This window comes from Nocardiopsis flavescens (assembly GCF_900141985.1).
Lineage (GTDB): Bacteria > Actinomycetota > Actinomycetes > Streptosporangiales > Streptosporangiaceae > Nocardiopsis > Nocardiopsis flavescens.
Genome location: NZ_FQZK01000005.1, coordinates 90,107 through 109,713, shown reverse-complemented (window position 1 = coordinate 109,713; position 19,607 = coordinate 90,107). Strand labels below are relative to the sequence as shown.

The window sequence follows — 19,607 nt, the reverse complement described above, 5'->3', positions numbered from 1 at the left end:
TCCCTCAGCCAGGCGTCATGACCATATGTATTTTCCATGTCACGAACAGTGATGACAGGAAACGACACGGCCGCTCACCTGGGGATGCGCCGGTAGCATGTGACGGCCCGCACCAGAAGGGGACAAAGGACACCATGCGTCTTGACCGTGTCGATGAGCGGATCATCGCCGTCCTCGGCGCCGACGCGCGCATGAGCTTCGCGGAGATCGGCGTCCGGGTCGGGCTCAGCCCGTCCGCCGTCAAGCGGCGGGTGGACCGCCTGGTGGAGTCGGGCGCCGTGCGCGGGTTCACCGTCGTGGTCGACCCCCGGGCCGTCGGCTGGACCACCGAGGCGTTCATCGAGCTGTACTGCCGCGCCCGCACCTCCCCCGGCGAGATCCGCACCGTCCTGACCCGCTACCCCGAGATCACCTCGGCCTGCACGGTCACCGGCGAGGCCGACGCCATCGTGCAGGTGCGGGCGCGCGACACCCGCCACCTGGAGGAGGTCATCGAGCGCATCGGCGCCGAGCCCTTCGTGGTCCGCACCAAGAGCACCCTGGTCCTGTCCCGGCTGGTCGACCGGCCCGTCCCGGCCGGGAGCACCGAGACCCCGGGCTGAGCCCGGGTCCGACCGCAGAGCGGTCGGCCCCGCCGCCCTCTCCCGCAGCGCACGTGGAACAGCGGCGGGATCCGACGAGGGAGGCGTTCCGGCGCCGGAGGACGGGAGACCGGGCGCGGGCGTCCCGCACGGCCGGTGGAAGGACGGCCCTCTCAGCGGAGGGAGCGGAGGTGGCGGCGGAGGTGGGGTTCGAGGTCGGCGGCGGAGGCGTCGTAGGGGGCGGCCTGGACGACCTCGGCGGCGACGGCGAGCTGCGCCAGGCGCCCGGCCGGGGTGTCCAGCAGCCCCGAGAACTCCGCGCGCACGCGGCGGGCGGCCTCCGGCACCGGCAGGGAGTACGTGTACAGGAGCGCGGCGTCGAACCCGGCCGGAGCGGTGCCCCAGCCCTCCCAGTCGATGATGCGCAGCGGGGCCGCGGTGAGGTTGGCCCAGTGCAGGTCGCCGTGGGCGGTCTCCCAGTGCTCGACCGCCAGGTCCTCCCCCGCGAACTCCGGCAGGATGTCCGGAATGCGGTTGACGTACGCCTGGTCGACGACCCCGCGCTCGGGGTGCGGCGGGACCGCGCGGATCGCGTCGACGGCCTCCGCCAGGCCGTCCCACCACCGCTCGTCCAGATCCGGGAGCCGGTGCGGCACCGGGCCGGGTGACAGCGGCGGCGACGACAGCCGCTCGTACAGGTGGGCCTGCACCGCCCAGCGGCCGTCGTCCTCCCCGTCCCAGGCGGCCTCGGCCAGCAGCGCCGGCCGCGGGACCCGCTCGTCGAGGAGGTGGGCGGCCAGGGCCGGGCCCTCCCACACCGCGCCCCGCGCCCGGGGCGCGCACCAGACCCGCAGCCAGCCCGCCTCGCCCCCGTCCGTGGTGACCGGACCGCTGCGGGTGTGTCCGCCCGACCCCGGCCCCGGAGGGGCCGCGGGGTCCGCGACGGCGCCCAGGTGGTGGGCGGCGCGCAGCCAGCAGGCGTCCAGGTCGGGGGGCGACGGGATCAGCAGGGACACGGTTCTCCTCGGCGGGCGGACTGCGGTGGCGCGGGGACGGCTCCCCGCCGCGCCATCCTGCCCGCTCCGAGTCCTGCCCGGGGCCGTTTCCACCGGATCGGCTCGGTAATTTATGGATTCCAGGATTTTAATACCTGGAATCCAAGCGATAAGAACCGCATGCCACCCCTCCGGCACAGGGCCGCGATCACCCGCCCGGGCTCCCGCGTAGGGTTTCGGGTGCACGTTCGCCCGCCGCGGCCGGACCGCCGGGCAGCCCGAGAACGAGGAGTGACATGTCCGTCTTCGATGTCGAGATCGACGCCCTCACCGGCGGTTCCGCCGACCTGGCCGGCTACCGGGGCAGGGCGGTGCTGGTCGTCAACGTCGCCTCCCGGTGCGGGCTGACCCCGCAGTACGCGGGCCTGGAGGACCTCCAGCGGCGGTACGAGGAGCGCGGGTTCACCGTGCTCGGCGTCCCCTGCAACCAGTTCATGGGCCAGGAGCCGGGCACCTCCGAGGAGATCTCCACCTTCTGCTCGACCACGTACGGCGTCACCTTCCCGATGACGGAGAAGGTCGACGTCAACGGCGAGGGGCGCCACGCGCTCTACGGCGAGCTGGTGTCCGCGGTCGACGCCGAGGGCCACACGGGCGACATCCGCTGGAACTTCGAGAAGTTCCTGATCGCCCCGGACGGCACCGTCGCCGCGCGCTTCTCCCCCAAGACGGAGCCGGGCTCCGGGGAGGTCGCCAAGGCCATCGAGGCCGTCCTGCCGGGCTGAGGGACCGGCCGCCGCCGGCCCCGGGCCCCGCTCCCGCAGGGCCGGGGCCGGCAGCGGCTGCGGGCCGCGGCGCCCGCGCACGGGGCCGGCCGCGTCGGGCCGGGCCGGCCCCCGGACAGCGGACGCGACCCGCGGCAGGTCACGGACTTTGACATAGATGTTGTCAATGCATACTTTGTGCGGCATGGACAGGCCAGGGTGGACCAGGCAAGACATCCCCGACCAGTCCGGGCGGACCGCCGTCGTCACGGGCGGCAACACCGGTCTGGGGTCGCGGACCGCGGCGGCGCTCGCCGAGAAGGGCGCGCTGGTCGTGCTCGCCGTGCGCGACACGGACAAGGGCGCGCGGGCCGCCGAGCGGATCACCGCGCGGGCCCCGGGCGCGGACGTCCGGGTGCAGCGCCTCGACCTCGCGTCGCTGGCATCGGTCCGTACGGCCGCGGAGGAGTTGCGGACCGCCCACGAGCGCATCGACCTGCTGGTCAACAACGCCGGGGTGATGTGGACGCCCAGGTCGACGACCGCCGACGGGTTCGAGCTGCAGTTCGGCACCAACCACCTGGGGCACTTCGCCCTCACCGGCCTGCTGCTCGACCGCCTGCTGGCCGCCCCCGGCTCACGGGTCGTCACCGTGAGCAGCGAGGCCCACCGGTTCGGGGCCTCCATCGACTTCGGGAACCTGGACTTCGAGCGCGGGTACACCAGGAACGCGGCCTACGCGCGGTCCAAGCTGGCGAACCTGCTGTTCGCGTACGAGCTCCAGCGCCGCCTGGCAGAGGGCGGCCACGGTACGGTCTCCGTCGCCGCCCACCCGGGCGGGAGCACCACGGAGCTGAGCCGCGACTTCCCCCTCCCCGCGCGGGTGCTGTTCGACGGCATCTTCGTTCCGCTGCTGGGGCAGAGCCCCGAGGACGGCGCCCTGCCGACGCTGCGGGCGGCGACCGACCCCGGGGCGCGGGGCGGCGAGTTCTACGGCCCCGGCGGGATCACCGGGATGCGGGGCCGGCCCCGGCCCGTCCGCTCCAGCGCGAGGTCCTACGACCGGGCTGTCCAGCTGCGGCTGTGGCAGGTCTCCGAGGACCTGACCGGGGTCTCCTACCCCCGGTGACCCCGCCCCGCTCCCGCACCCGGCCTCAGTCCCCGTCGAAGGCCACCCCCGTCATCTCCTCTGAGGCCGCCCAGACCCTGCGCGCCTCCTCGGGATCGCGCAGGGGCGCGTAGAGGCGCTGCTCCACGGGCGGCCCGCCGAGGTGGCCCAGGCCGCCGGGGCCGTAGAGACGCGCGCCCCGCGCGGCCGGCGAGGTCGCCGCGTACAGGGCCGGGAGCGGCGCGGTCTCCACCGTTCCGACCAGGATGCCCCGGGAGGACAGCGCCCGGATGAGCCGCACGCCCGCGGTGTCCCGGTCGCGGCCCATCTCGGGCCGGGCGGCGAGCAGGCTCGTCGGCGCCACCCCCGGATGGGACAGGTTGCTCGTGATGCCCCAGCCACCGGCCAAGCTGCGCCGCTCCAGTTCGAGGCCGAACAGCCCGAACGCGATCTTCGACTGGGCGTAGGCACGGCCGGCGTCGTAGGACCGCTCCCAGTTCAGATCGTCCCAGTTGACGGCGCCCCGCCGCGCGGCGACGCTGACCTGCGAGGTCACCCGCGCCCGGCCCGCCCGGAGCAGCGGCAGCAGGTGGCCGGTCAGGGCGAAGTGCCCGAGGTGGTTGGTACCGAACTGCAGCTCGAACCCGTCGGCCGTCGTCCGCCGCTCCGGCGGGGTCATCACCCCCGCGTTGTTGACGAGGACACGGATCGGTGTGCCCTCCTCGCGGAGCGCGCCGCCCAGGGCCGCCACCGAGTCCAGCGAGGACAGGTCCAGGGTGCGCAGCGACACCGCGGCGCCGGGGACCCGGCGGCGGATCTCGGCGAGCGCCGCCTCCCCCTTGCCCGGGTTGCGGACCGGCAGGACCACCTCGGCCCCGGCCCGCGCGAGCATCGCGGCGAGGCGCAGGCCGAGGCCGTCGCTGGCGCCGGTGACGACGGCGCGCGCGCCGGACAGGTCGGGAACGGCGGCTTCGGGTCGTGTACGCGGCATGGTCGTCTCCAGGGTCGTGACCGTCCGTATAAGAGTCCCCGGAGCAGGCCCGACTTATCCCCGCCCCCGCGATCCGACCTTCCACCGGGGGAACCGGGCCCGCGGAGGGTAGGGCTACTGGATCGCACCACCGGCGACCAGCAGAGACTGCCCGCTGACCCAGGAGGCGAGGTTCCCCGCGAGGTACTCGGCGGCGTCCGCAACGTCGTCGGGCGTCCCGCCCCGGCCGCCCAGCGGGCGGAACGCGGCGTTCCCCTGGTGGAATTCGTCGCCCTCCGTCACCGAACTGAAGACGCCCGCCCCCGCGGTGGCCGTGGGCAGGATGGTGTTGACGGTGATGTCGCGCGGGCCGAGTTCCAGGGCGAGGACGCGGACGAGCCAGGCCACCGCGGCCTTGCTCGACGAGTACAGGCCCACCCCCGGGTGGGGGCTCGCGGTGGTGCTGGACCCGATGTAGATGAGGCGTCCGCCGTCGGAGAGCAGGGCGGCCGCCTTCTGGAGCGTGAAGAAGGCCCCCTTGGTGTTGACCGCGAAGAGGTCGTCGAACTCCTCCTCGGTCACGTCCAGGACGGGCTGGTCGATGATCTCCTTGCCCGCGTTGGCGACGACGATGTCCAGGCGGCCGAAGGCGCCGAGGGCGGCGGACAGGAGCCGGTCCAGGTCGGGAGGGAGGGACACGTCGGCGCGCACCGCGATGGCCCTCCCCCCGGCCTCCTCGATCTCCGCCACCGTGTTCCGGGCGTTCTCACCGTCCCCCGCGTGGTTGATGACGACATCGGCTCCGAGGGAGGCGTAGCGCAGGGCGATGCCCCGGCCGATGCCGCGGCTGGAGCCCGTGACCAGGGCGGTCTTTCCGGTGAGGTCGGTCATGGTGCCGTTCCTTTCGTGGACGGGTGGGGTCTCGCGGTTCCTCGACCGCGCACGGGAGGGGGACGGGGAAGGACGGGGTCCGCGGGTGCACGGCGGACCCTCGTCCACCCGGACCGGTACGGCCGCGTGGCGGCCGGCCGTGCCGCGGACGGTGGCGGCGCGGACGGCGTACAGCCGTCCCGGTCCGGTCCGTGCCGGGCGGGCGGGGGTAGGGCCGCGCCCGGCGGGTCTGTGCGGGCCTCAGCCGCCGGTGCCGAGGCTCTCCCTGCGGGCGGGGCCCTGGCCCTCGCCCTCGGCGACGCCGCTGAGCACCTCGGAGGCGGCCATCTCGTCCCGCGCGGCGAGCCGGTCGAATCCGGCGAGCGGCGGGTAGGCGTACCGGCCCAGGGAGCCGATGAGGACGGCGCCGACGACCAGCACGCCCATCAGGACAGGGATGACCGGGTCGTAGGAGCCCAGCTCGTCGTAGGCGACCCCCAGCAGGAGGGGGCCGAAAGCGGTGCCCAGGAGGAAGGCGGCCTGGACCGCGGCGAGGATGCGCCCGAAGTGGCGGGTGCCCAGGTAGCGGCTGATGAGGATGGCCAGCAGGTCCCCCTCGATGCCGAAGGCGACCCCGATCAGGGCGACCGCGGCAACGGCCGTCGGGAAGGGCGGCTGGAGGAACAGCAGGCCCACGATGGGGAGGAGGATGACGATCGGGCCGACGACGGTCCCGCGCACGCGGTCGATGATGACACCGCCGATCAGGCGCCCGACCAGGGACGCCAGGCCGAAGACGACCAGCAGCATGCCGGCCTGGTCGGCGCCGAGCCCCCGGTCGCCCATCATGGGCACGAGGTGCACCTGGAGGCCGATGATCGCGGTCCCGACCATGCCCAGCCCGAGGGCGATGAACCAGAACCGGCGGGTGCGCACCGCCTCGCCGAAGGTCAGGCCGGGGAGTTCGAGGCTGACGTCGCGGTCCCCCACCCGGGTCTCGTGGACGAGCCTGCCCCGCACGTGCTTCTCCGCGCGGGCGCGGACGAACAGCAGCACCGCGGCGACCGACACGGTGACGGAGACCAGGGACATGATCCCGTACGCGGACCGCCAGCCGAAGTCCTCGATGAGCACGCCGACCAGCAGCGGCGCCAGCGCCGCGCCCAGGCCGATGATGGCCGTCACCACGCCGATCGCGAGGGCCCGGCTGTTGTCGAACCAGGTCACGACCGCCCGCGTGGCGGGGACCGCGGTGCCGGCACCGAAGAATCCGACGAAGAAGCAGGGGATGAAGTAGACGATCTCGATCGGCGGCGTGGCGCCGACCAGTGCCAGGGAGGCCGAGAAGAGCACGAAGGACGGGACGAGGATGTGCCGCACGGCGAAGCGGTCGACCAGCCGCCCGACCACGAACAGGCCGATGACCATGCCGACCGCGGCCACGGAGTACGCCCCGGTGACGGTGGTGCGGCTGAACCCCGTCTCCTCGACGATCGGCACCACGAACAGGCCGAGGGTGGCCAGGAACATCGTGTTGGGACCGACGGCGTTGGCGAGGCCGCTGCCGAAGATCACCCACCACGGGCTCCGCTGTCTCGTCGTTCCCGGAGGGCTGGAGTTCACGTGGCTGCTCCTGTCGCTGGTCTCGGTCGGTCTCGTACGGGCACGGCCCGCCCGTGATCGGGTGGCGGCGCCGACGGGTCGGCGGCGGCCGGGGGGCCGGGGGCCGTACTGCGGTACTGCGGTCCTCGGACGGGGCGCGCCCGCGCCACCGGTTACGGCCGCGGTGGTGGTCGGGCCGCGGTGCGGCGGCGCTCGGGCACCCGGCCGGGCCGGGCGCGCCGGTGACGGCTCCGCGGTTACGGCCGCGGTGCCGGTCAGACGGCGGAGAACACGGTCTCCGTGAGCCGCTCGGAGGCCTCCCAGACGCGCGCGGCCTCCTCCGGGCTGCGCAGGGTCGAATAGAGCTTCTGCTCGGTGGGCGGGCCCCCGAGGTTGCCGAAGCCGCTGGGGCTGTAGAGCGCGCCCGGCTCGGTGGCCGGGTCCGTCGCGGCCATCAGGGCGGGGAGCTTGGCGGTCTCGATGGTGCCCAGGATGATGCCGCGGGCGGAGAGGAACCGGATCCCGCGGATGTTCAGGCGCTCGCTGTCGCGGCCGATCTCGGGACGGGCGGCGAGCAGGCTCGTGGGGGCCACCCCCGGGTGGGACAGGTTGCTGGTGATGCCCCAGCCGTTGGCGCGGCTGCGCCGCTCCAGTTCGAGGCCGAACAGCCCGAACGCGATCTTGGACTGGCCGTAGGCGCGCATGCCCTGGTAGGACCGCTCCCAGTTGAGGTCGTCCCAGTTGATGGACCCCTGCCGGGCGGCCACGCTGATCTGGGACGTGACGCGGGCCCGGCCGGCGCTCAGCAGCGGCAGGAGGTGGCCCACCAGTGCGAAGTGCCCGAGGTGGTTGGTGCCGAACTGCAGCTCGAACCCGTCCTCGGTGGTCTGCCGGTAGGGCGGCATCATCACACCCGCGTTGTTGATGAGCAGGTGGAACGGCTCGCCCTCCTGCCGGAGCGTGTCCCCCAGCGCCGCCACCGACGTGAGGGAGGACAGGTCGAGGCTGCGCAGCGAGAGCCGGGCGTTCGGCACGCTCCGGCGGATCTGCGCGACGGCGGCCTCGCCCTTGGCGGGGTTGCGGACGGGCATGACGACCTCGGCGCCGGCCGCGGCCAGCCGCTGGGCCATGCCCAGTCCCATGCCGTCGCTGGCGCCGGTGACGAGCGCGCGCTTACCGGTCAGGTCCGGAACGGTGATGTCGATGTCTCGGCGGGGCATGTTCGTCTCCTCGGGTGGTGGTGACCTCACGATGGGCGATCTTCCGCGGGGCTTCCAGGGACCGCCGATCCGAGGCTCGCGGAACCGCCCCTGCGCGCAGAGGGGGATCGGCCGTCCGTGGCTACCGCCGCGCGGAGGCGGTAGACACGGAACAGGCCTGGACGTGGGCCCCGAGGAGGAGAAGCCGTGATCGATCGCACCGGGCTGGCGGAGTTCCTCCGCAACCGCCGGGAGTCCCTACAGCCCGAGGACGTCGGCATGCCGCGGGGGCAGCGCCGCAGGACCAAGGGCCTGCGGCGTGAGGAGGTCGCGGTGCTGTGCCACATGTCGACCGACTACTACTCGCGGCTCGAACGCGAGCGCGGACCGCAGCCGTCGCAGCAGATGCTCGCCTCGATGGCCCAGGGGCTGCACCTGTCGCTGGACGAGCGGGACCACCTGTTCCGCCTGGCCGGGCACAACCCGCCCGCGCGGGGTGTGGTCAGCGAGCACATCAGCCCGGGCATGCAGCGGATCCTGGACCGTCTGGACGACACGCCCGCGGAGATCGTCACCGAGCTCGGGGAGACGCTGCGCCAGAGCCCGATGGGGGTGGCGCTGACCGGGGACACGACCCGGTTCACGGGCCCCGAGCGCAGCCTGGGGTACCGGTGGTTCACCCGCCCGGAGTCGCGGCTGCTCTACGCGCCGGAGACGCACGGGTTCCTCACCCGGATGTACGCCTCGGGCCTGCGGCAGATCCTCACGCTCCGGGGGCCGGACTCGCGGGCCGCGTACCTGGCGGACCTGCTGTTGGGCGAGAGCGAGGAGTTCCGGCGGGTCTGGGAGGAGCACGAGGTGGGCGTGCGGCCCAACGAGCTCAAGCACTTCGTCCACCCGGAGGTCGGCGCCCTGGAGCTGAACTGCCAGCGGCTGCAGGACCCGGAGCAGTCGCACTCGCTGCTCGTCTACACCGCCGTCCCCGGCAGTGAGAGCTACGAGAGGCTGCACCTGCTGTCGGTCATCGGGACCCAGTCGCTGCACTGAGCACAGCGGCGGCCGGCCCGGCTCCCCGGAGGGACCGGAGGGGAGTGCACGTATCCGTCCCGGGCCCGCTAGCCTGACCTCGCGAACAGTGGAGCACCCTCCAGGAAGCGGGACGGTATGAGCGGCATCGGGAAGTGGAGTCTGGGCCTGGGGGTTCCGCTCCTGGTGGTGGCGGTCCTGTGCTCGGTGCTGGACGTGATCCCGGTCTCGGTGATCACCGGGCTGCTGGGGCTCATGGGCGTGGGCATCGCGGGATACGACGCGCTCTACAACCTGCTGTCGCGCGCGCAGCTGCGCCGACGGGGCGCCCGGGCCGCCGCCCGGGGCCCGCGTCCGCACGGGGACGCCCGGTGAGGCGACCCGGGCATCCGGACCGGCGCCCTGCGCGACCGCGGCGCCGACCGTGATGGGTGGGCCGCGGCCCGCCACCGCCGCCCGCGGGCCGTTCCCCGAGGAGTTCGGGGCCCTGTCGACCGGCCCGGGGCTCCTCTTCTTCGCCGTCGGGGCGGCGTAGGGCGTCCCCGACCGCGCCCGGCGGGTCCTCGGCGCGCGGGCACCCGCCCGGCGACTCGGACCGGGGCGCGCCGCGGGGGACGGGGCGGATCCGGCCCGGCGGCGCCGGCCGTCGGCTCCGGGTGCGGCCGGCCGCTCAGCCGCCGGCCGCGGTGGCGGACAGCCCGCAGTCGCGCAGGATGCGGGCGGCGGTGTCCGCCGCGCTCGCGTGCCGGTCGATGGTCCGCTCCGCCGCGCCGGGCAGGAGGTCGCGGGGGCGCCACCACCGGCGCAGCTCCGCCTCTCCGAGCTCGCGGGCGAGCGGTTTGGTGGCGTGCCGGGCCAGCGTCACCTCGAAGGGGAGGTCGAAGTAGTACGCGTGCGCACGGCCGGGGTGGTCGTCGATCAACGCCGTGAGCATGGGCCCGTAGTGGTCGGCGTAGAAGATGCCTTCGAGGACCACGTGTGCGCCCCGCCCCAGGATGTGCCGGACCATCAGGTCGATGAGGCCGATGTTGACGGCGCCAGGCCGGTCCCGCTCCCTGAGGATGTCCCGGCGAACCACGTCCTGCCCCACGACCGCCATGCCCCGGCGCCCGTAGGCGGCGCGCACGGTGGCGGCCACCGTGCTCTTCCCGGACCCGGAGTTGCCGCGCAGCACCACGAGCCGCGGCCCGGACCCGGCGTCGCCCGTCGAGACCATGGGGTCACCGTAGCCGACCCCGGCCGGGCCCGCCGCGGATTCGCCGACACGTCCGCCGGGAAGAAAGGGCGCGCCGTGCGATGAGTCCGGGGGATCGTGGAGGTCGGAAGCGGGAGAGACCCGCGAATGTGGAGAAGGGAAGTGCCCATGGCGTCGAACGAGGGCGGGGTCGTGCTGAGCCTGCCGATCGCGGACCGGATGCGGGCGATGGTGTTCTATCGCGAGGTGTTCGGGTTCGCCCTGGTGGGCGAACCGGCCGGGGACGGGGTACCGGAACCGCTGCAGTTCGCGATCGGGGACCGGACCCTGCTGGCGCTCATCCCCTCGGGAGGGTTCGGGTGGGTGCTGGGCGAGGGGCGGGAGGTCGCGCCGCCCGCGTCGCACGAGGTGCTGCTGAGCCGGGCGGTGGCCACACCGGCCGCGGTCGACGACCTGGTCGAGCGGGCGCGGCGGGCCGGGGGCGCGGTCGCCTCGGAGCCCCGGGAGCAGCCGTGGGGGTACTCCGGCGTCCTCGCCGACCCCGACGGGCACCTCTGGCAGATCACCGTCGCGGAGGACGGCCCCGCCTGAGGGGCCCGGGGCGGGGGCCGCGCCCACGCGAACGCCGTCACACCCGGGGACGGGTCCCCGCCCCCGGGTGTCACCGGCCCCCGGCCTCCCCGGTGCCGCGCCGGGGACGGGCGTTACAGTGGCAGCCCGATACCGCCGACGGGCAGGAGTCACCCATGCGGCTGTGGACGATCCCCGCCTCCGTCGCCGCGGCTCTGACCGCGGCCACCCTCGTCCTGCTCACCCAGGCCGGGGACGAGGCCCCCGCGCGGTGGATCGCGTTCGGCATGTTCTGCGGAGCCCTCGTCTTCACCGGCATCACGTGGCCGGTGGCGCGCACCGAGGCGGCCGGTGTCCGCTTCGACCGCTCGGGCCCCGTCCCGCCCGGGGCGGACCTGCCGACGGGCGCCCCCTGGACCTTCGAGCAGTACGCCCGGGCCCTCTCCGCCCGGGTCCACCGGCAGGGCGGGATCGTCTTCGCCGACCCCCGGCGCGACACCGTGCGCGTGATGTTCGACCCCGCGGCCTCGATCCGCCTCGTCACCCGGATCGAACACGGCGACGGCACCTCGTCCACCGGGGTCCGGCGACGCTGGCAGGGACTCTTCCTCCAGATCCGGGCCGTTCCCGGCGAGCGCCCCCGCGTCCGCGTCGCCGACGCGGGCGTCGGCGCCCGTGTCGACGGGTCCGGGCGCCTCATCCCCGTGTGGGCGCCCGGCCGGGGCTCGGCCCGGACCACCGAACAGGCCGTGGGCCGCGCGAACGCGGGTCGGCCCCGGACCGGCACCTCCCTGAGTACCCGGGCGTTCGAACCGCTCGTGCTCGGTCTGGCGGCCGAGGCGGGCTGGATCGACCGCTCGGAGGTCCCCTCCCCGCCGGCCCCGTCGGAGAACACGCGGGGAGGCCCCGCCGGGGACTCCCGCGACCCCTACCGGGCCTTCACCTACGTCGGCGGAGGCGTCCTGGCAGCCTGCGTGGTCGCGACCGCCGTCGGCCTGGCCCTCGGCATGCCCTGGTGGGCGTCGTTCATCGTCGTCGGCAGCGGCCTGTTCTTCTGCCTCGTCTTCGCCCTCCCCGCCCTGCTCCTCCCGCGTCCGGGCGCGGGGACCGCGGGCCGCCGTCCGCCGCCGGGGCACTGAGCGCCCCGGCACGGCCGGGACCCGGGTCCTTCGGCCGCCCCGGGGGCCGCCTCCGGCGGACCTGCGCGGCGGACGCCGGTAGCCGGGCGGCGGGCCCGACCGGTCCGGGATGTCACAGCGGGCGGGGCGGCGGTGTCGGAAAGGGCGTACCCCCGGACAAGGAGGCACCGCCCCGTGAACACCGCCCTCTGGATCGCCGCCGCCGTGCTCGCCTGCGTCGCCCTCGCCGCGGGCGCCGGAAAGCTCCTCCTGCCCATGGAGAAACTCGCCTCCGCGGCCGGCGGGGGGTGGACCGCCGACGCGGGCCCCGGCTTCGTCCGCACCCTCGGCGCGCTCGAAGTCCTCGCCGCCGCGGGCCTCACCCTCCCCGCCCTCCCGGGCGCCCTCCCGGTCCTGGTCCCCGTCACCGCCGTGTGCTGGGTCCTCCTGATGGCCGGGGCCATGGCCACCCACATCCGCCGGGGGGATCCCCTCCTCTTCCCCGCCGTGAACGGCGCCTACCTCGTCCTCGCCGCGTTCCTGGCCTGGGGCCGGTTCTTCGCCGTCCCCCTCTGATCCACGGCCCCTGTCACACCCGGCCCGCCGCCGGTGTCCCGTGGTCGACCCGCCGCGTCCGAAGGAGTCTCAAGGAAGTCGTCAAGCCCCTGCGGGAGCGGCGGGGCCGGGCAGCCGCTCCTTCGGAGCCACAGACGGCGGGACCCCGTCGGCCGCACCCGGCCCCGGCCACCCGGCAACTCACGGAGGCACCATGAACGCGCCCACCCGCACCGCCGTCGTCCGCGGCTCCGGCCTCCCCGCGGCACGGGCCCCGACAGCCGTGCCGTCCCCCTCCGGACCACCCGGCGCGCGGTCGGCGCACGCGGCACGCACACCGCCGGGACCGCCGGGGGGCGCGCCCGCCGTGGCACCGTGGAGGGACACCGCGAGGGCCGGCGGCCACCGCGAGCGCCCGCTCCGGCTCCGGTCCGCGACCGAACCGGCGAAGGGCTGAGGGGGGAGACCATGGACACCGGCTCGAGCACCGGCGGTACCGGAGGCGGCGGGCGGACCGACCCGGCGACGGAGGTCTTCCTCGCCCACCGCAACCTGCTCTTCACCGTCTCCTACGAGATGCTCGGCTCCGCCGCCGACGCCGAGGACGTCCTCCAGGAGACCTGGCTGCGCTGGTCCGGGGCGGACCGGGCGCGGGTGCGCGAACCGCGCGCCTACCTGGTCCGGATCGCCACCCGCCAGTCCCTGAACCGCCTGCGCACCCTCAAGCGCCGCCGCGAGTCCTACGTCGGCGCCTGGCTCCCCGAGCCGCTGCTCACCACGCCCGACGTGGCCGAGGACGTGGAGCTGGCCGAGAGCGTGTCCATGGCCCTGCTGCTGGTCCTGGAGACGCTGTCGCCCACCGAGCGGGCGGTGTTCGTCCTGCACGAGGCCTTCGGGTTCGGCTACGGGGAGATCGCCGCCGCCGTGGACCGGACCCCGGCGGCCGTCCGCCAGATCGCGCACCGGGCCCGGCGCCGCGTGGAGGCACGGCGGCCCCGGGCGACGGTCCCTCCCGGCCAGGCACGGGCGGTGCTGGAGTCGTTCAGGCAGGCCTTCGAAACGGGCGACGTCCAGGGCCTGCTGGACGTGCTCGCCCCCGACGTGGTCGTGGTGGGCGACGGTGGAGGCGTCAAGCAGGCGGTGCCCAACCCGGTCACCGGTGCCGGGAAGGTCGTCCGGCTACTGCTGGGCGGCCTGCGCAAGGTGGGCCGCGCGGTGACCGGGTCCCCGACCCTGGTCAACGGCGGTCCCGCCCTGGCGATCCACCTGGACGGGGAGTTCGACGGCGTCCTGGCGGCCCGCGTGGAGGGCGGCCTGATCACGGGCCTCTACCACGTCCGCAACCCGGAGAAGCTCACCCGGCTGGGCTCCGAGACCCCGCTGACCCTGCGGTGACGCCCCGGTCCGGGGCCGCCCGGCCGCGGGTACGGGAACGCCCCGGGGCCATCCCCATGCCCCCGGGGCGCGCTCCCCCGGTCCGCGGCGGCCGGTGCGCGGGCGCGCGGGGTCCGCGTTCCGCGCGCCCGCCGCCGGGGGCCCCGCGGACCTCAGCCCTCGGGCAGGGCCACCGGCGCGAGCCCGTCGAACTCGTCGCCCGGTCCCGGGTTCGTCGGGTCGGTGGCGCCACCGAGGTGGTGCATCACCCCCCACACGGCGTTGAGCGCCGTCTGCACCGCGCCCTCGGCCCATCCGGCCGTCCAGGACACGTCGTCGCCCGCCAGGAACAGCCCCCGGTACTCCTCCGCGAGCGCGTCCTGCGCGAAGTGCGTGAACAGGCGGCGCTGGTACCGGTAGTGCCCCGGCAGGTTGGCCTTGAAGGCCCCCATGAAGTACGGCTCGTCCTCCCACGACACCGTGACCGGGTCGCCGGTGATGTGCGAGCGCACGTCCACGCCCGGGTACACCTTGGCCAGCGAGGCCAGCATGACCTCCAGGCGCTCGTTGGGCGAGAGCGGCAGCCACTTCAGCGAGTCGTCGCACCAGGTGTAGGACATGCAGATGGCGGCGGGCCCGTCCGGGTCCGGCCCCTCCAGCAGGTAGGTGCCGCGGGTCATGCGGTCGGTGAGCGTCATGCTCATGACGTCGCGCCCGGTCGCGGGGTCCACGTCCTTCCAGAAGGCGCGGTCGACCGGTACGAACAGCTTGGAGGACTCCATGTAGTGGGTGCGCTCGATGGCGGTCCAGTGGTCGATCGGCAGCAGCGACTCGTCGCAGTCGATCTTGGACAGCATCATCCAGCTCTGCGCGGTGAACACCGCCGCGGCGTACGTGCGGGTGGAGCCCGACGCGTCCGTCACGGTGATGTTGCCCGCCGCCGAGCCCTTCGCCGCGGTGCGGCGAAGGGCCGTGACGGCCGGGCGCGGACCTTCCGCGTGCAGCTTCTCCAGAGTCGTGCCCTGCGCCCAGTGGACGATCTTGTCCGGGGCGTCCTCCCAGAGCCGCCGGGGAAGCTGCTGGACACCGCCGACGATGCCCATGTGGTCGTCGTCCGCGCCCGTGTACGTGACCCGGAGGATCTCCAGGATCGAGTTGGGGAAATCGGTGTCCCAACCACCGGTGCCGAATCCCACCTGTCCGAAGATCTCACGGTGGCGGAAGGAAGCGAAAGCCGGAGAATCACACAAAAATCCGTAGAAGGTCTGGTTGTCGAGCTTCTCGACGAGGTCGTTCCAGATCTCCTTCTGGGTCGCCACGTCGCGCTCGCGGATGGCGCGCCGCATCCGGGTGTGCTGTGCGCCCTCCTCCAGGGTCCGCTCCCAGGCCCGCGCGACCTCGCGGTACACCTCGGGCAGGTCGTCCAGGGTGGTCGCGTAGTGCGACTCCCCCTTGAGGTCGACGACGGTGCTGGGGGTGGTCGGCGCGAGCGGGTTGGGGAACGGCTCGGCGCGCAGGCCCGCCCGGTCCGCGTAGTGCCAGAACGCCGTGGAGGAGGGTGGGAAGCGCATGGCCCCCATCTCGGCGACGACCTCTTCCTCCTCGACGCCCGGGAAGCGCTCGGTGCGCAGCCGCCCGCCGATCCGGTCGGCCTCGTAGACGACCGGCCGCAGGCCCATCTTCATCAGCTCGTAGGCGGTGACGATGCCCGCCAGGCCGCCGCCGATGACGGCGACCTCGGTGCCGAGCCGCTCCGCCGGGACCTGGCCGAGTCCGGCCGGGTGCTCCAGGTACCGGTCGTAGGCGAACGGGAAGTCCGGTCCGCACATGTTCGGCGGCGGCTCCTGCACCGGTCCGGTGCCGGCGGCCGTGGGCACGGCAGACGTCATGAATCCCCTCCAGGGTCGGTGTGGGCGGTGCGTGCGGGTGGTGCGGTGCGCGTGCGGGCGGTGTGCGGCCCGTGCGGGCGGTGTGCGGCCCGCGCGGGCGCGGGCTCAGCCGCGGCTCAGGGGGCCGTACAGGTCCGGCCTGCGGTCGTCCAGGTAGGACTGTTCCTCGCGGGCCCGGGCGATGGCGCCCAGGTCGGCGTCGCCGACGAGGAGTTCCTCGCCGGGGCCAGCGCGCAGGGTCTCGGACCCGTCCGGGGCGATGAGGGCGCTGCGGCCCGCGTAGCGCAGGGCGCCCTCGGTGTCGCAGCGGTTCACGTACGCCAGGTGGATCTGGTTCTCCAGCGCCCGCACCGGCACGACGCGCTCGGGCACGTCGGTGAACGGCAGCATGAGGGCGGTGGGCACCACGAGCAGTTCGGTCCCGGCCAGCGCGTGGGCGCGCACCGGCTCGGGGAACTCCACGTCGTAGCAGACCAGCAGCCCCAGGCGCACGCCGTGCAGGTCGGCCTGGACGACCGGGGTGTCCCCGGGGGCGAAGGCCGAGCGGTCGAGGTCGCCGAACAGGTGGGTCTTGCGGTAGGCGGCCAGGCGCCCGCCGTCCGGGCCGGTGAGGACGACGGTGTTGTACACCGCGTCCCCGTCCCGCTCCGGGAAGCCGTGGACGAGGGCGACGCCGGTGTCGGCGGCGATGCGCGCGACCCGGTCGGCCAGCCGTCCGTCGAGGGGTTCGGCCAGGCGGGCGAGGTCGGCGCCGATGTTGTAGCCGGTCAGCGACATCTCGGGCCCGACGAGCAGCGCGGCGCCCGCGTCGGCGGCGGCGCGCGCCCGGTCGGAGAGGCGGGCCAGGGCGTCGGCGGGGTCGCCGCTGCGCCCGGTGCCCTGGTCCAGGGCCACGCGCAGGGTCCGCCGTGCCATCCGCTCCTCCGTCCGGTGCGCTCGTTCCGGGCCCGGGGCGCCCTCGCCTCGGCCCGGCCCCGTCACCGCTGGTGGGACGGCGGCGAGGCCGGGTCCACTCTAGGCGGCGCCCCCCGTCGGAAGTGTGCGTCGGACATCGGATGTCTTGCGTCTTTCCGGCACTCGCGTACGGTTCGTTGCGCACGCACGCGGGTTCGCGCCGGACTCGTGCGCGGGGCGCCGCGCAGGCCGCGGCGCACGGCCGCGGACCACGGCGGAGGGGGCCGTGGGACCCGGCCCCCTTCGCGGGCCCGTCCCGGGTCAGGGGCGGGCCGCGACGCCGTCCGCGGTCTCCAGCGCGGAGCGCTTCATGCCGTAGCCGAAGTAGACCGCCAGGCCGACCACCAGCCAGCCGGCGAACGCCGCCCACACGCTCACGCCCATGCTGGCCATCATGGAGGCGCAGGCCAGCACGCCCAGGACCGGGGTCACCGGGGCACCCGGCACCCGGAAGGTGCGGGGCAGCTCCGGCCGGGTACGGCGCAGCACCAGCACCGCCACGTTCACCAGGGCGAACGCGAACAGCGTGCCGATCGCGGTGGCGTCGGCGAGCGGGCCCAGCGGGATGAGGGCGGCCAGGACCGCGATGAGCACGGAGGTGATGACCGTGTTCAGGCGCGGGGTGCCGTTGGCGTCGACCTTGGAGAACGCCGCGGGGATGAGGCCGTCGCGCGACATGGCGAAGAGGATGCGGGTCTGGCTGTAGAGGACCACCAGCACGACGCTGGCCAGGGCCAGGACGGCGCCCGCGGCGAAGACGACCGCCCAGACCGGGGTGCCCGTGACGCCGGTGAGGATGCCGGCGAGGGAGGTCTCACCGTCCGCGAAGTCCGTCCAGTTCAGCGCGCCGACCGCCGCGAAGGCCACCAGGCAGTAGAGGGCCGTCACCAGGATCATCGAGAACATGATCGCGCGCGGCAGGTCGCGCTGGGGGTTCCTGGCCTCCTCGCTGGCGGTGGAGACCGAGTCGAACCCGATGTAGGAGAAGAACAGGGTGGCGCCCGCGGCGCTCACGCCCGCCATGCCCAGGGGCATGAAGGGGGCGAAGTTGCCGTCCTGGACGGCGGTGGCGGCGATGGCCACGAACATCACCAGGATGGCGATCTTGACGGTGACCATGACGGCGTTGACGCGGCTGCTCTCACGCACCCCGGCGAGCAGGGCGAACATCGACAGCAGGACGACGGCGGCGGCCGGGAGGTTGACCAGCCCGCCCTCCATCGGCCCGGCCAGCACGGCGGACGGCAGGGAGAGGCCGGTGGTCAGGTGCAGGAGTTCGTTGATGTACTGCCCCCAGCCCACGCCCACGGCGGCCACGGAGACGCCGTAGGTGAGCATCAGGCACCAGCCGCAGATCCACGCCATGAACTCGCCGATGGTGGCGTAGCTGTAGGAGTAGGCGGAGCCGGAGGCCGGGATCATGCCCGCCATCTCGGCGTAGGCCAGGGCGGAGAACAGCGCGGTGATGCCCGCGAGCACGAACGAGAGCACGACCGCCGGGCCGGCGACGGGGACGGCCTCGCCTAGGACCACGAAGATGCCGGTGCCCAGGGTCGCGCCGATGCCGATCATGGACAGCTGCCAGAAGCCCATGTGCCTGCGGAGCCCGGCGCCCGCGGCGCCCTCGGTCTCGGCGACGAGCTTCTCCACCGGCTTGCGCCTGGTCAGGCGCTCCCGAAGCGCGGGCGCACCGCCCGGGCGCGCGGACGCCCGGGGGGCGTCCGCGGGGGTCTTCTGGTCGACCACGTGTCACTCCTCGTCTCGGACGCGGGCACACCGCTCTCCCGTGGTGAGGGCACGCCCGAGTGCCCCGGGAGGGGTGCGGTGTGGGGGAGGATACGCGCTTTGTCCCACTTACTGTGGGAAAACGCCCCCAGCAACGGTAGTCGCGTTATCTGGGTAACATGACCCACATTCGTTGCTTATATCCGTTTTCCGCGCGAGGAACGTGCGCGTCGGCGCAAAGAACGCCCTCCGGCGTGAGCGATGACACATCGGATCACCGTGGGTGAGGTGGTCGGGTGACCTGCACGTATAAGGGGAACGTGTCCGCCCGAAAGAGGGCTCCCGCCGCGGAGCGGCGGCGCCGGTCGCCCGGCCCCCGGCCGGGGGCGGCGCGCCCTCCCGGCCGCGCACCCTCAGGGCGGACGGCCCCCGGCCGCGGCGGCCCGCCGTGCGGGGCCGGGATGCGCGGGGAGTCCCCCGGCACCGGTCCGGAAACGGGAAAGGCCGCGCTCCCGGTGCGGGAGCGCGGCCGTCGGCCGGGTCAGACGCCGGATCCGTCGGGCGTCACGGGTGCCTCGTCGGGGCGGGCCCGCTCCAGGGCGGAGGCCATCGTGTTCCACTGGCCCCGGTCGGCGGCGCGCCGGTGCACCGGGAGCGGGGTCCGCGTGCCGTCCGCCGACACGTGCAGGAGGCGCCCGTCCTCGATCTCGAAGTGCTCACCGCTTCCGGCGACCACGGCCTCGCCGCGGTTCGGCGAGGCTCCCGCGCCGGACACGCTGGCCCGGCCGTCCAGGATCTCCAGCACGAAATAGGTACCGCGCCACCTCCAGATCGCCAGGCCGAGCACCACGACCGCGACCAGCACGGCCGGGAAGAGCGTCTCCAGGCCCGCGGCCCACAGGCCGAGGAACGAGGCGAGCGCTGCCGCGGCGGTGAGGAGGGCCGGGCCGACCGGGGACCTGCGGATGACGAAACGCGCGGGGGCCATGTCATCTCCTCTTCTCGGGGGAGCGGAGCTGCTGCTCTCTCCTTGCCCGGATTCGCGCACGTCACACCCCCGGGCCCCGCCGCAACGCCCGCGGGGCCGGTGAAGCGGCGAACGGCCGCGCCCC

The 19,607-nt window shown here is 74.5% G+C and carries 19 protein-coding genes; 9 read left to right on the top strand and 10 right to left on the bottom strand.

What is annotated here, in order from left to right:
• Window positions 1-134: 134 nt before the first annotated feature.
• Window positions 135-602, top strand: coding sequence for an Lrp/AsnC family transcriptional regulator (locus tag BUE45_RS11130; RefSeq protein WP_073378505.1), 468 nt, complete (start codon window positions 135-137; stop codon window positions 600-602).
• A gap of 152 nt (window positions 603-754) precedes the next feature.
• Here the strand turns inward: BUE45_RS11130 and BUE45_RS33295 are convergent, their stop codons facing one another.
• Window positions 755-1,597 (bottom strand): phosphotransferase, encoded by an 843-nt coding sequence (locus BUE45_RS33295; protein ID WP_245832987.1) that lies wholly within the window; start codon window positions 1,595-1,597, stop codon window positions 755-757.
• Between the two features lie 275 nt (window positions 1,598-1,872).
• On the opposite strand from BUE45_RS33295, the gene BUE45_RS11120 reads away from it, so the two are divergent.
• Both BUE45_RS11120 and BUE45_RS11115 read left to right on the top strand, forming a co-directional pair.
• Entirely contained in the window at window positions 1,873-2,361 is a 489-nt protein-coding gene (locus BUE45_RS11120; RefSeq protein WP_073378503.1) for a glutathione peroxidase, read from the top strand.
• A gap of 184 nt (window positions 2,362-2,545) precedes the next feature.
• On the top strand, window positions 2,546-3,469 hold the full coding sequence (locus BUE45_RS11115; RefSeq protein ID WP_073378501.1) for an SDR family NAD(P)-dependent oxidoreductase: 924 nt from the start codon (window positions 2,546-2,548) through the stop codon (window positions 3,467-3,469).
• Between the two features lie 25 nt (window positions 3,470-3,494).
• Here BUE45_RS11115 and BUE45_RS11110 read toward each other — a convergent pair whose 3' ends face one another.
• The 4 genes from BUE45_RS11110 to BUE45_RS11095 all read right to left on the bottom strand — a co-directional run bounded on the left by BUE45_RS11110 (window position 3,495) and on the right by BUE45_RS11095 (window position 8,110).
• Window positions 3,495-4,439: an SDR family oxidoreductase gene (locus tag BUE45_RS11110; protein ID WP_073378499.1), complete on the bottom strand. Its 945-nt coding sequence runs from the start codon at window positions 4,437-4,439 to the stop codon at window positions 3,495-3,497.
• Window positions 4,440-4,553: 114 nt separating this feature from the next.
• On the bottom strand, window positions 4,554-5,309 hold the full coding sequence (locus BUE45_RS11105; RefSeq protein WP_073378497.1) for an SDR family NAD(P)-dependent oxidoreductase: 756 nt from the start codon (window positions 5,307-5,309) through the stop codon (window positions 4,554-4,556).
• Window positions 5,310-5,549: 240 nt separating this feature from the next.
• On the bottom strand, window positions 5,550-6,863 hold the full coding sequence (locus BUE45_RS11100) for an MFS transporter (RefSeq protein ID WP_073378495.1): 1,314 nt from the start codon (window positions 6,861-6,863) through the stop codon (window positions 5,550-5,552).
• A 302-nt stretch (window positions 6,864-7,165) separates the two neighbouring features.
• Complete coding sequence (locus tag BUE45_RS11095) at window positions 7,166-8,110, bottom strand: SDR family oxidoreductase (RefSeq protein WP_073378493.1); 945 nt, start codon at window positions 8,108-8,110, stop codon at window positions 7,166-7,168.
• Between the two features lie 186 nt (window positions 8,111-8,296).
• On the opposite strand from BUE45_RS11095, the gene BUE45_RS11090 reads away from it, so the two are divergent.
• Together BUE45_RS11090 and BUE45_RS11085 are read left to right on the top strand one after the other, a co-directional pair.
• Window positions 8,297-9,136, top strand: coding sequence for a helix-turn-helix transcriptional regulator (locus BUE45_RS11090; RefSeq protein ID WP_073378491.1), 840 nt, complete (start codon window positions 8,297-8,299; stop codon window positions 9,134-9,136).
• Between the two features lie 117 nt (window positions 9,137-9,253).
• Window positions 9,254-9,490, top strand: coding sequence for a hypothetical protein (locus BUE45_RS11085; protein ID WP_073378489.1), 237 nt, complete (start codon window positions 9,254-9,256; stop codon window positions 9,488-9,490).
• 295 nt (window positions 9,491-9,785) lie between these two features.
• On the opposite strand, the gene BUE45_RS11080 is transcribed toward BUE45_RS11085, so the two are convergent.
• Complete coding sequence (locus BUE45_RS11080) at window positions 9,786-10,331, bottom strand: AAA family ATPase (protein WP_073378487.1); 546 nt, start codon at window positions 10,329-10,331, stop codon at window positions 9,786-9,788.
• A 147-nt stretch (window positions 10,332-10,478) separates the two neighbouring features.
• Between BUE45_RS11080 and BUE45_RS11075 the strand changes: the two genes are divergently transcribed.
• The 4 genes from BUE45_RS11075 (at window position 10,479) to BUE45_RS11060 (ending at window position 13,948) form a co-directional block, all read left to right on the top strand.
• Window positions 10,479-10,901 (top strand): VOC family protein, encoded by a 423-nt coding sequence (locus BUE45_RS11075; protein WP_084737126.1) that lies wholly within the window; start codon window positions 10,479-10,481, stop codon window positions 10,899-10,901.
• A gap of 155 nt (window positions 10,902-11,056) precedes the next feature.
• Window positions 11,057-12,019, top strand: a complete 963-nt coding sequence (locus BUE45_RS11070) for a hypothetical protein (protein WP_073378485.1) — start codon at window positions 11,057-11,059, stop codon at window positions 12,017-12,019.
• A gap of 174 nt (window positions 12,020-12,193) precedes the next feature.
• A complete protein-coding gene (locus BUE45_RS11065; protein WP_073378483.1) occupies window positions 12,194-12,574 on the top strand; it encodes a DoxX family protein in 381 nt (126 codons plus the stop codon).
• A gap of 447 nt (window positions 12,575-13,021) precedes the next feature.
• The gene (locus tag BUE45_RS11060; protein ID WP_073378480.1) at window positions 13,022-13,948 is read left to right on the top strand and encodes an RNA polymerase sigma-70 factor; all 927 of its coding nucleotides are present in this window, start codon (window positions 13,022-13,024) and stop codon (window positions 13,946-13,948) included.
• A 152-nt stretch (window positions 13,949-14,100) separates the two neighbouring features.
• Here BUE45_RS11060 and BUE45_RS11055 read toward each other — a convergent pair whose 3' ends face one another.
• The 4 genes from BUE45_RS11055 to BUE45_RS11040 all read right to left on the bottom strand — a co-directional run bounded on the left by BUE45_RS11055 (window position 14,101) and on the right by BUE45_RS11040 (window position 19,483).
• Window positions 14,101-15,816 carry a flavin monoamine oxidase family protein gene (locus BUE45_RS11055; RefSeq protein WP_073378477.1) on the bottom strand — a complete coding sequence of 572 codons (1,716 nt, stop codon included), beginning with the start codon at window positions 15,814-15,816 and terminating at the stop codon, window positions 14,101-14,103.
• A gap of 105 nt (window positions 15,817-15,921) precedes the next feature.
• Window positions 15,922-16,731 (bottom strand): carbon-nitrogen hydrolase family protein, encoded by an 810-nt coding sequence (locus BUE45_RS11050; protein WP_073378475.1) that lies wholly within the window; start codon window positions 16,729-16,731, stop codon window positions 15,922-15,924.
• Window positions 16,732-17,031: 300 nt separating this feature from the next.
• Window positions 17,032-18,516, bottom strand: coding sequence for an amino acid permease (locus BUE45_RS11045; RefSeq protein WP_073378473.1), 1,485 nt, complete (start codon window positions 18,514-18,516; stop codon window positions 17,032-17,034).
• A gap of 520 nt (window positions 18,517-19,036) precedes the next feature.
• Window positions 19,037-19,483, bottom strand: a complete 447-nt coding sequence (locus BUE45_RS11040; RefSeq protein ID WP_073378471.1) for a hypothetical protein — start codon at window positions 19,481-19,483, stop codon at window positions 19,037-19,039.
• Between the last annotated feature and the right edge of the window lie 124 nt (window positions 19,484-19,607).

What these genes read in the sequence shown, in the direction of transcription:
- BUE45_RS11075 (WP_084737126.1), top strand. Translation starts at nt 10,479, where the DNA reads ATGGCGTCGAACGAGGGCGGGGTCGTGCTGAGCCTGCCGATCGCGGAC.
- BUE45_RS11055 (WP_073378477.1), bottom strand. Translation starts at nt 15,816, where the DNA reads ATGACGTCTGCCGTGCCCACGGCCGCCGGCACCGGACCGGTGCAGGAG.
- BUE45_RS11115 (WP_073378501.1), top strand. Translation starts at nt 2,546, where the DNA reads ATGGACAGGCCAGGGTGGACCAGGCAAGACATCCCCGACCAGTCCGGG.
- BUE45_RS11070 (WP_073378485.1), top strand. Translation starts at nt 11,057, where the DNA reads ATGCGGCTGTGGACGATCCCCGCCTCCGTCGCCGCGGCTCTGACCGCG.
- BUE45_RS11060 (WP_073378480.1), top strand. Translation starts at nt 13,022, where the DNA reads ATGGACACCGGCTCGAGCACCGGCGGTACCGGAGGCGGCGGGCGGACC.
- BUE45_RS11105 (WP_073378497.1), bottom strand. Translation starts at nt 5,309, where the DNA reads ATGACCGACCTCACCGGAAAGACCGCCCTGGTCACGGGCTCCAGCCGC.
- BUE45_RS11085 (WP_073378489.1), top strand. Translation starts at nt 9,254, where the DNA reads ATGAGCGGCATCGGGAAGTGGAGTCTGGGCCTGGGGGTTCCGCTCCTG.
- BUE45_RS11040 (WP_073378471.1), bottom strand. Translation starts at nt 19,483, where the DNA reads ATGGCCCCCGCGCGTTTCGTCATCCGCAGGTCCCCGGTCGGCCCGGCC.
- BUE45_RS11050 (WP_073378475.1), bottom strand. Translation starts at nt 16,731, where the DNA reads ATGGCACGGCGGACCCTGCGCGTGGCCCTGGACCAGGGCACCGGGCGC.
- BUE45_RS11110 (WP_073378499.1), bottom strand. Translation starts at nt 4,439, where the DNA reads ATGCCGCGTACACGACCCGAAGCCGCCGTTCCCGACCTGTCCGGCGCG.
- BUE45_RS11130 (WP_073378505.1), top strand. Translation starts at nt 135, where the DNA reads ATGCGTCTTGACCGTGTCGATGAGCGGATCATCGCCGTCCTCGGCGCC.
- BUE45_RS11095 (WP_073378493.1), bottom strand. Translation starts at nt 8,110, where the DNA reads ATGCCCCGCCGAGACATCGACATCACCGTTCCGGACCTGACCGGTAAG.
- BUE45_RS11080 (WP_073378487.1), bottom strand. Translation starts at nt 10,331, where the DNA reads ATGGTCTCGACGGGCGACGCCGGGTCCGGGCCGCGGCTCGTGGTGCTG.
- BUE45_RS11120 (WP_073378503.1), top strand. Translation starts at nt 1,873, where the DNA reads ATGTCCGTCTTCGATGTCGAGATCGACGCCCTCACCGGCGGTTCCGCC.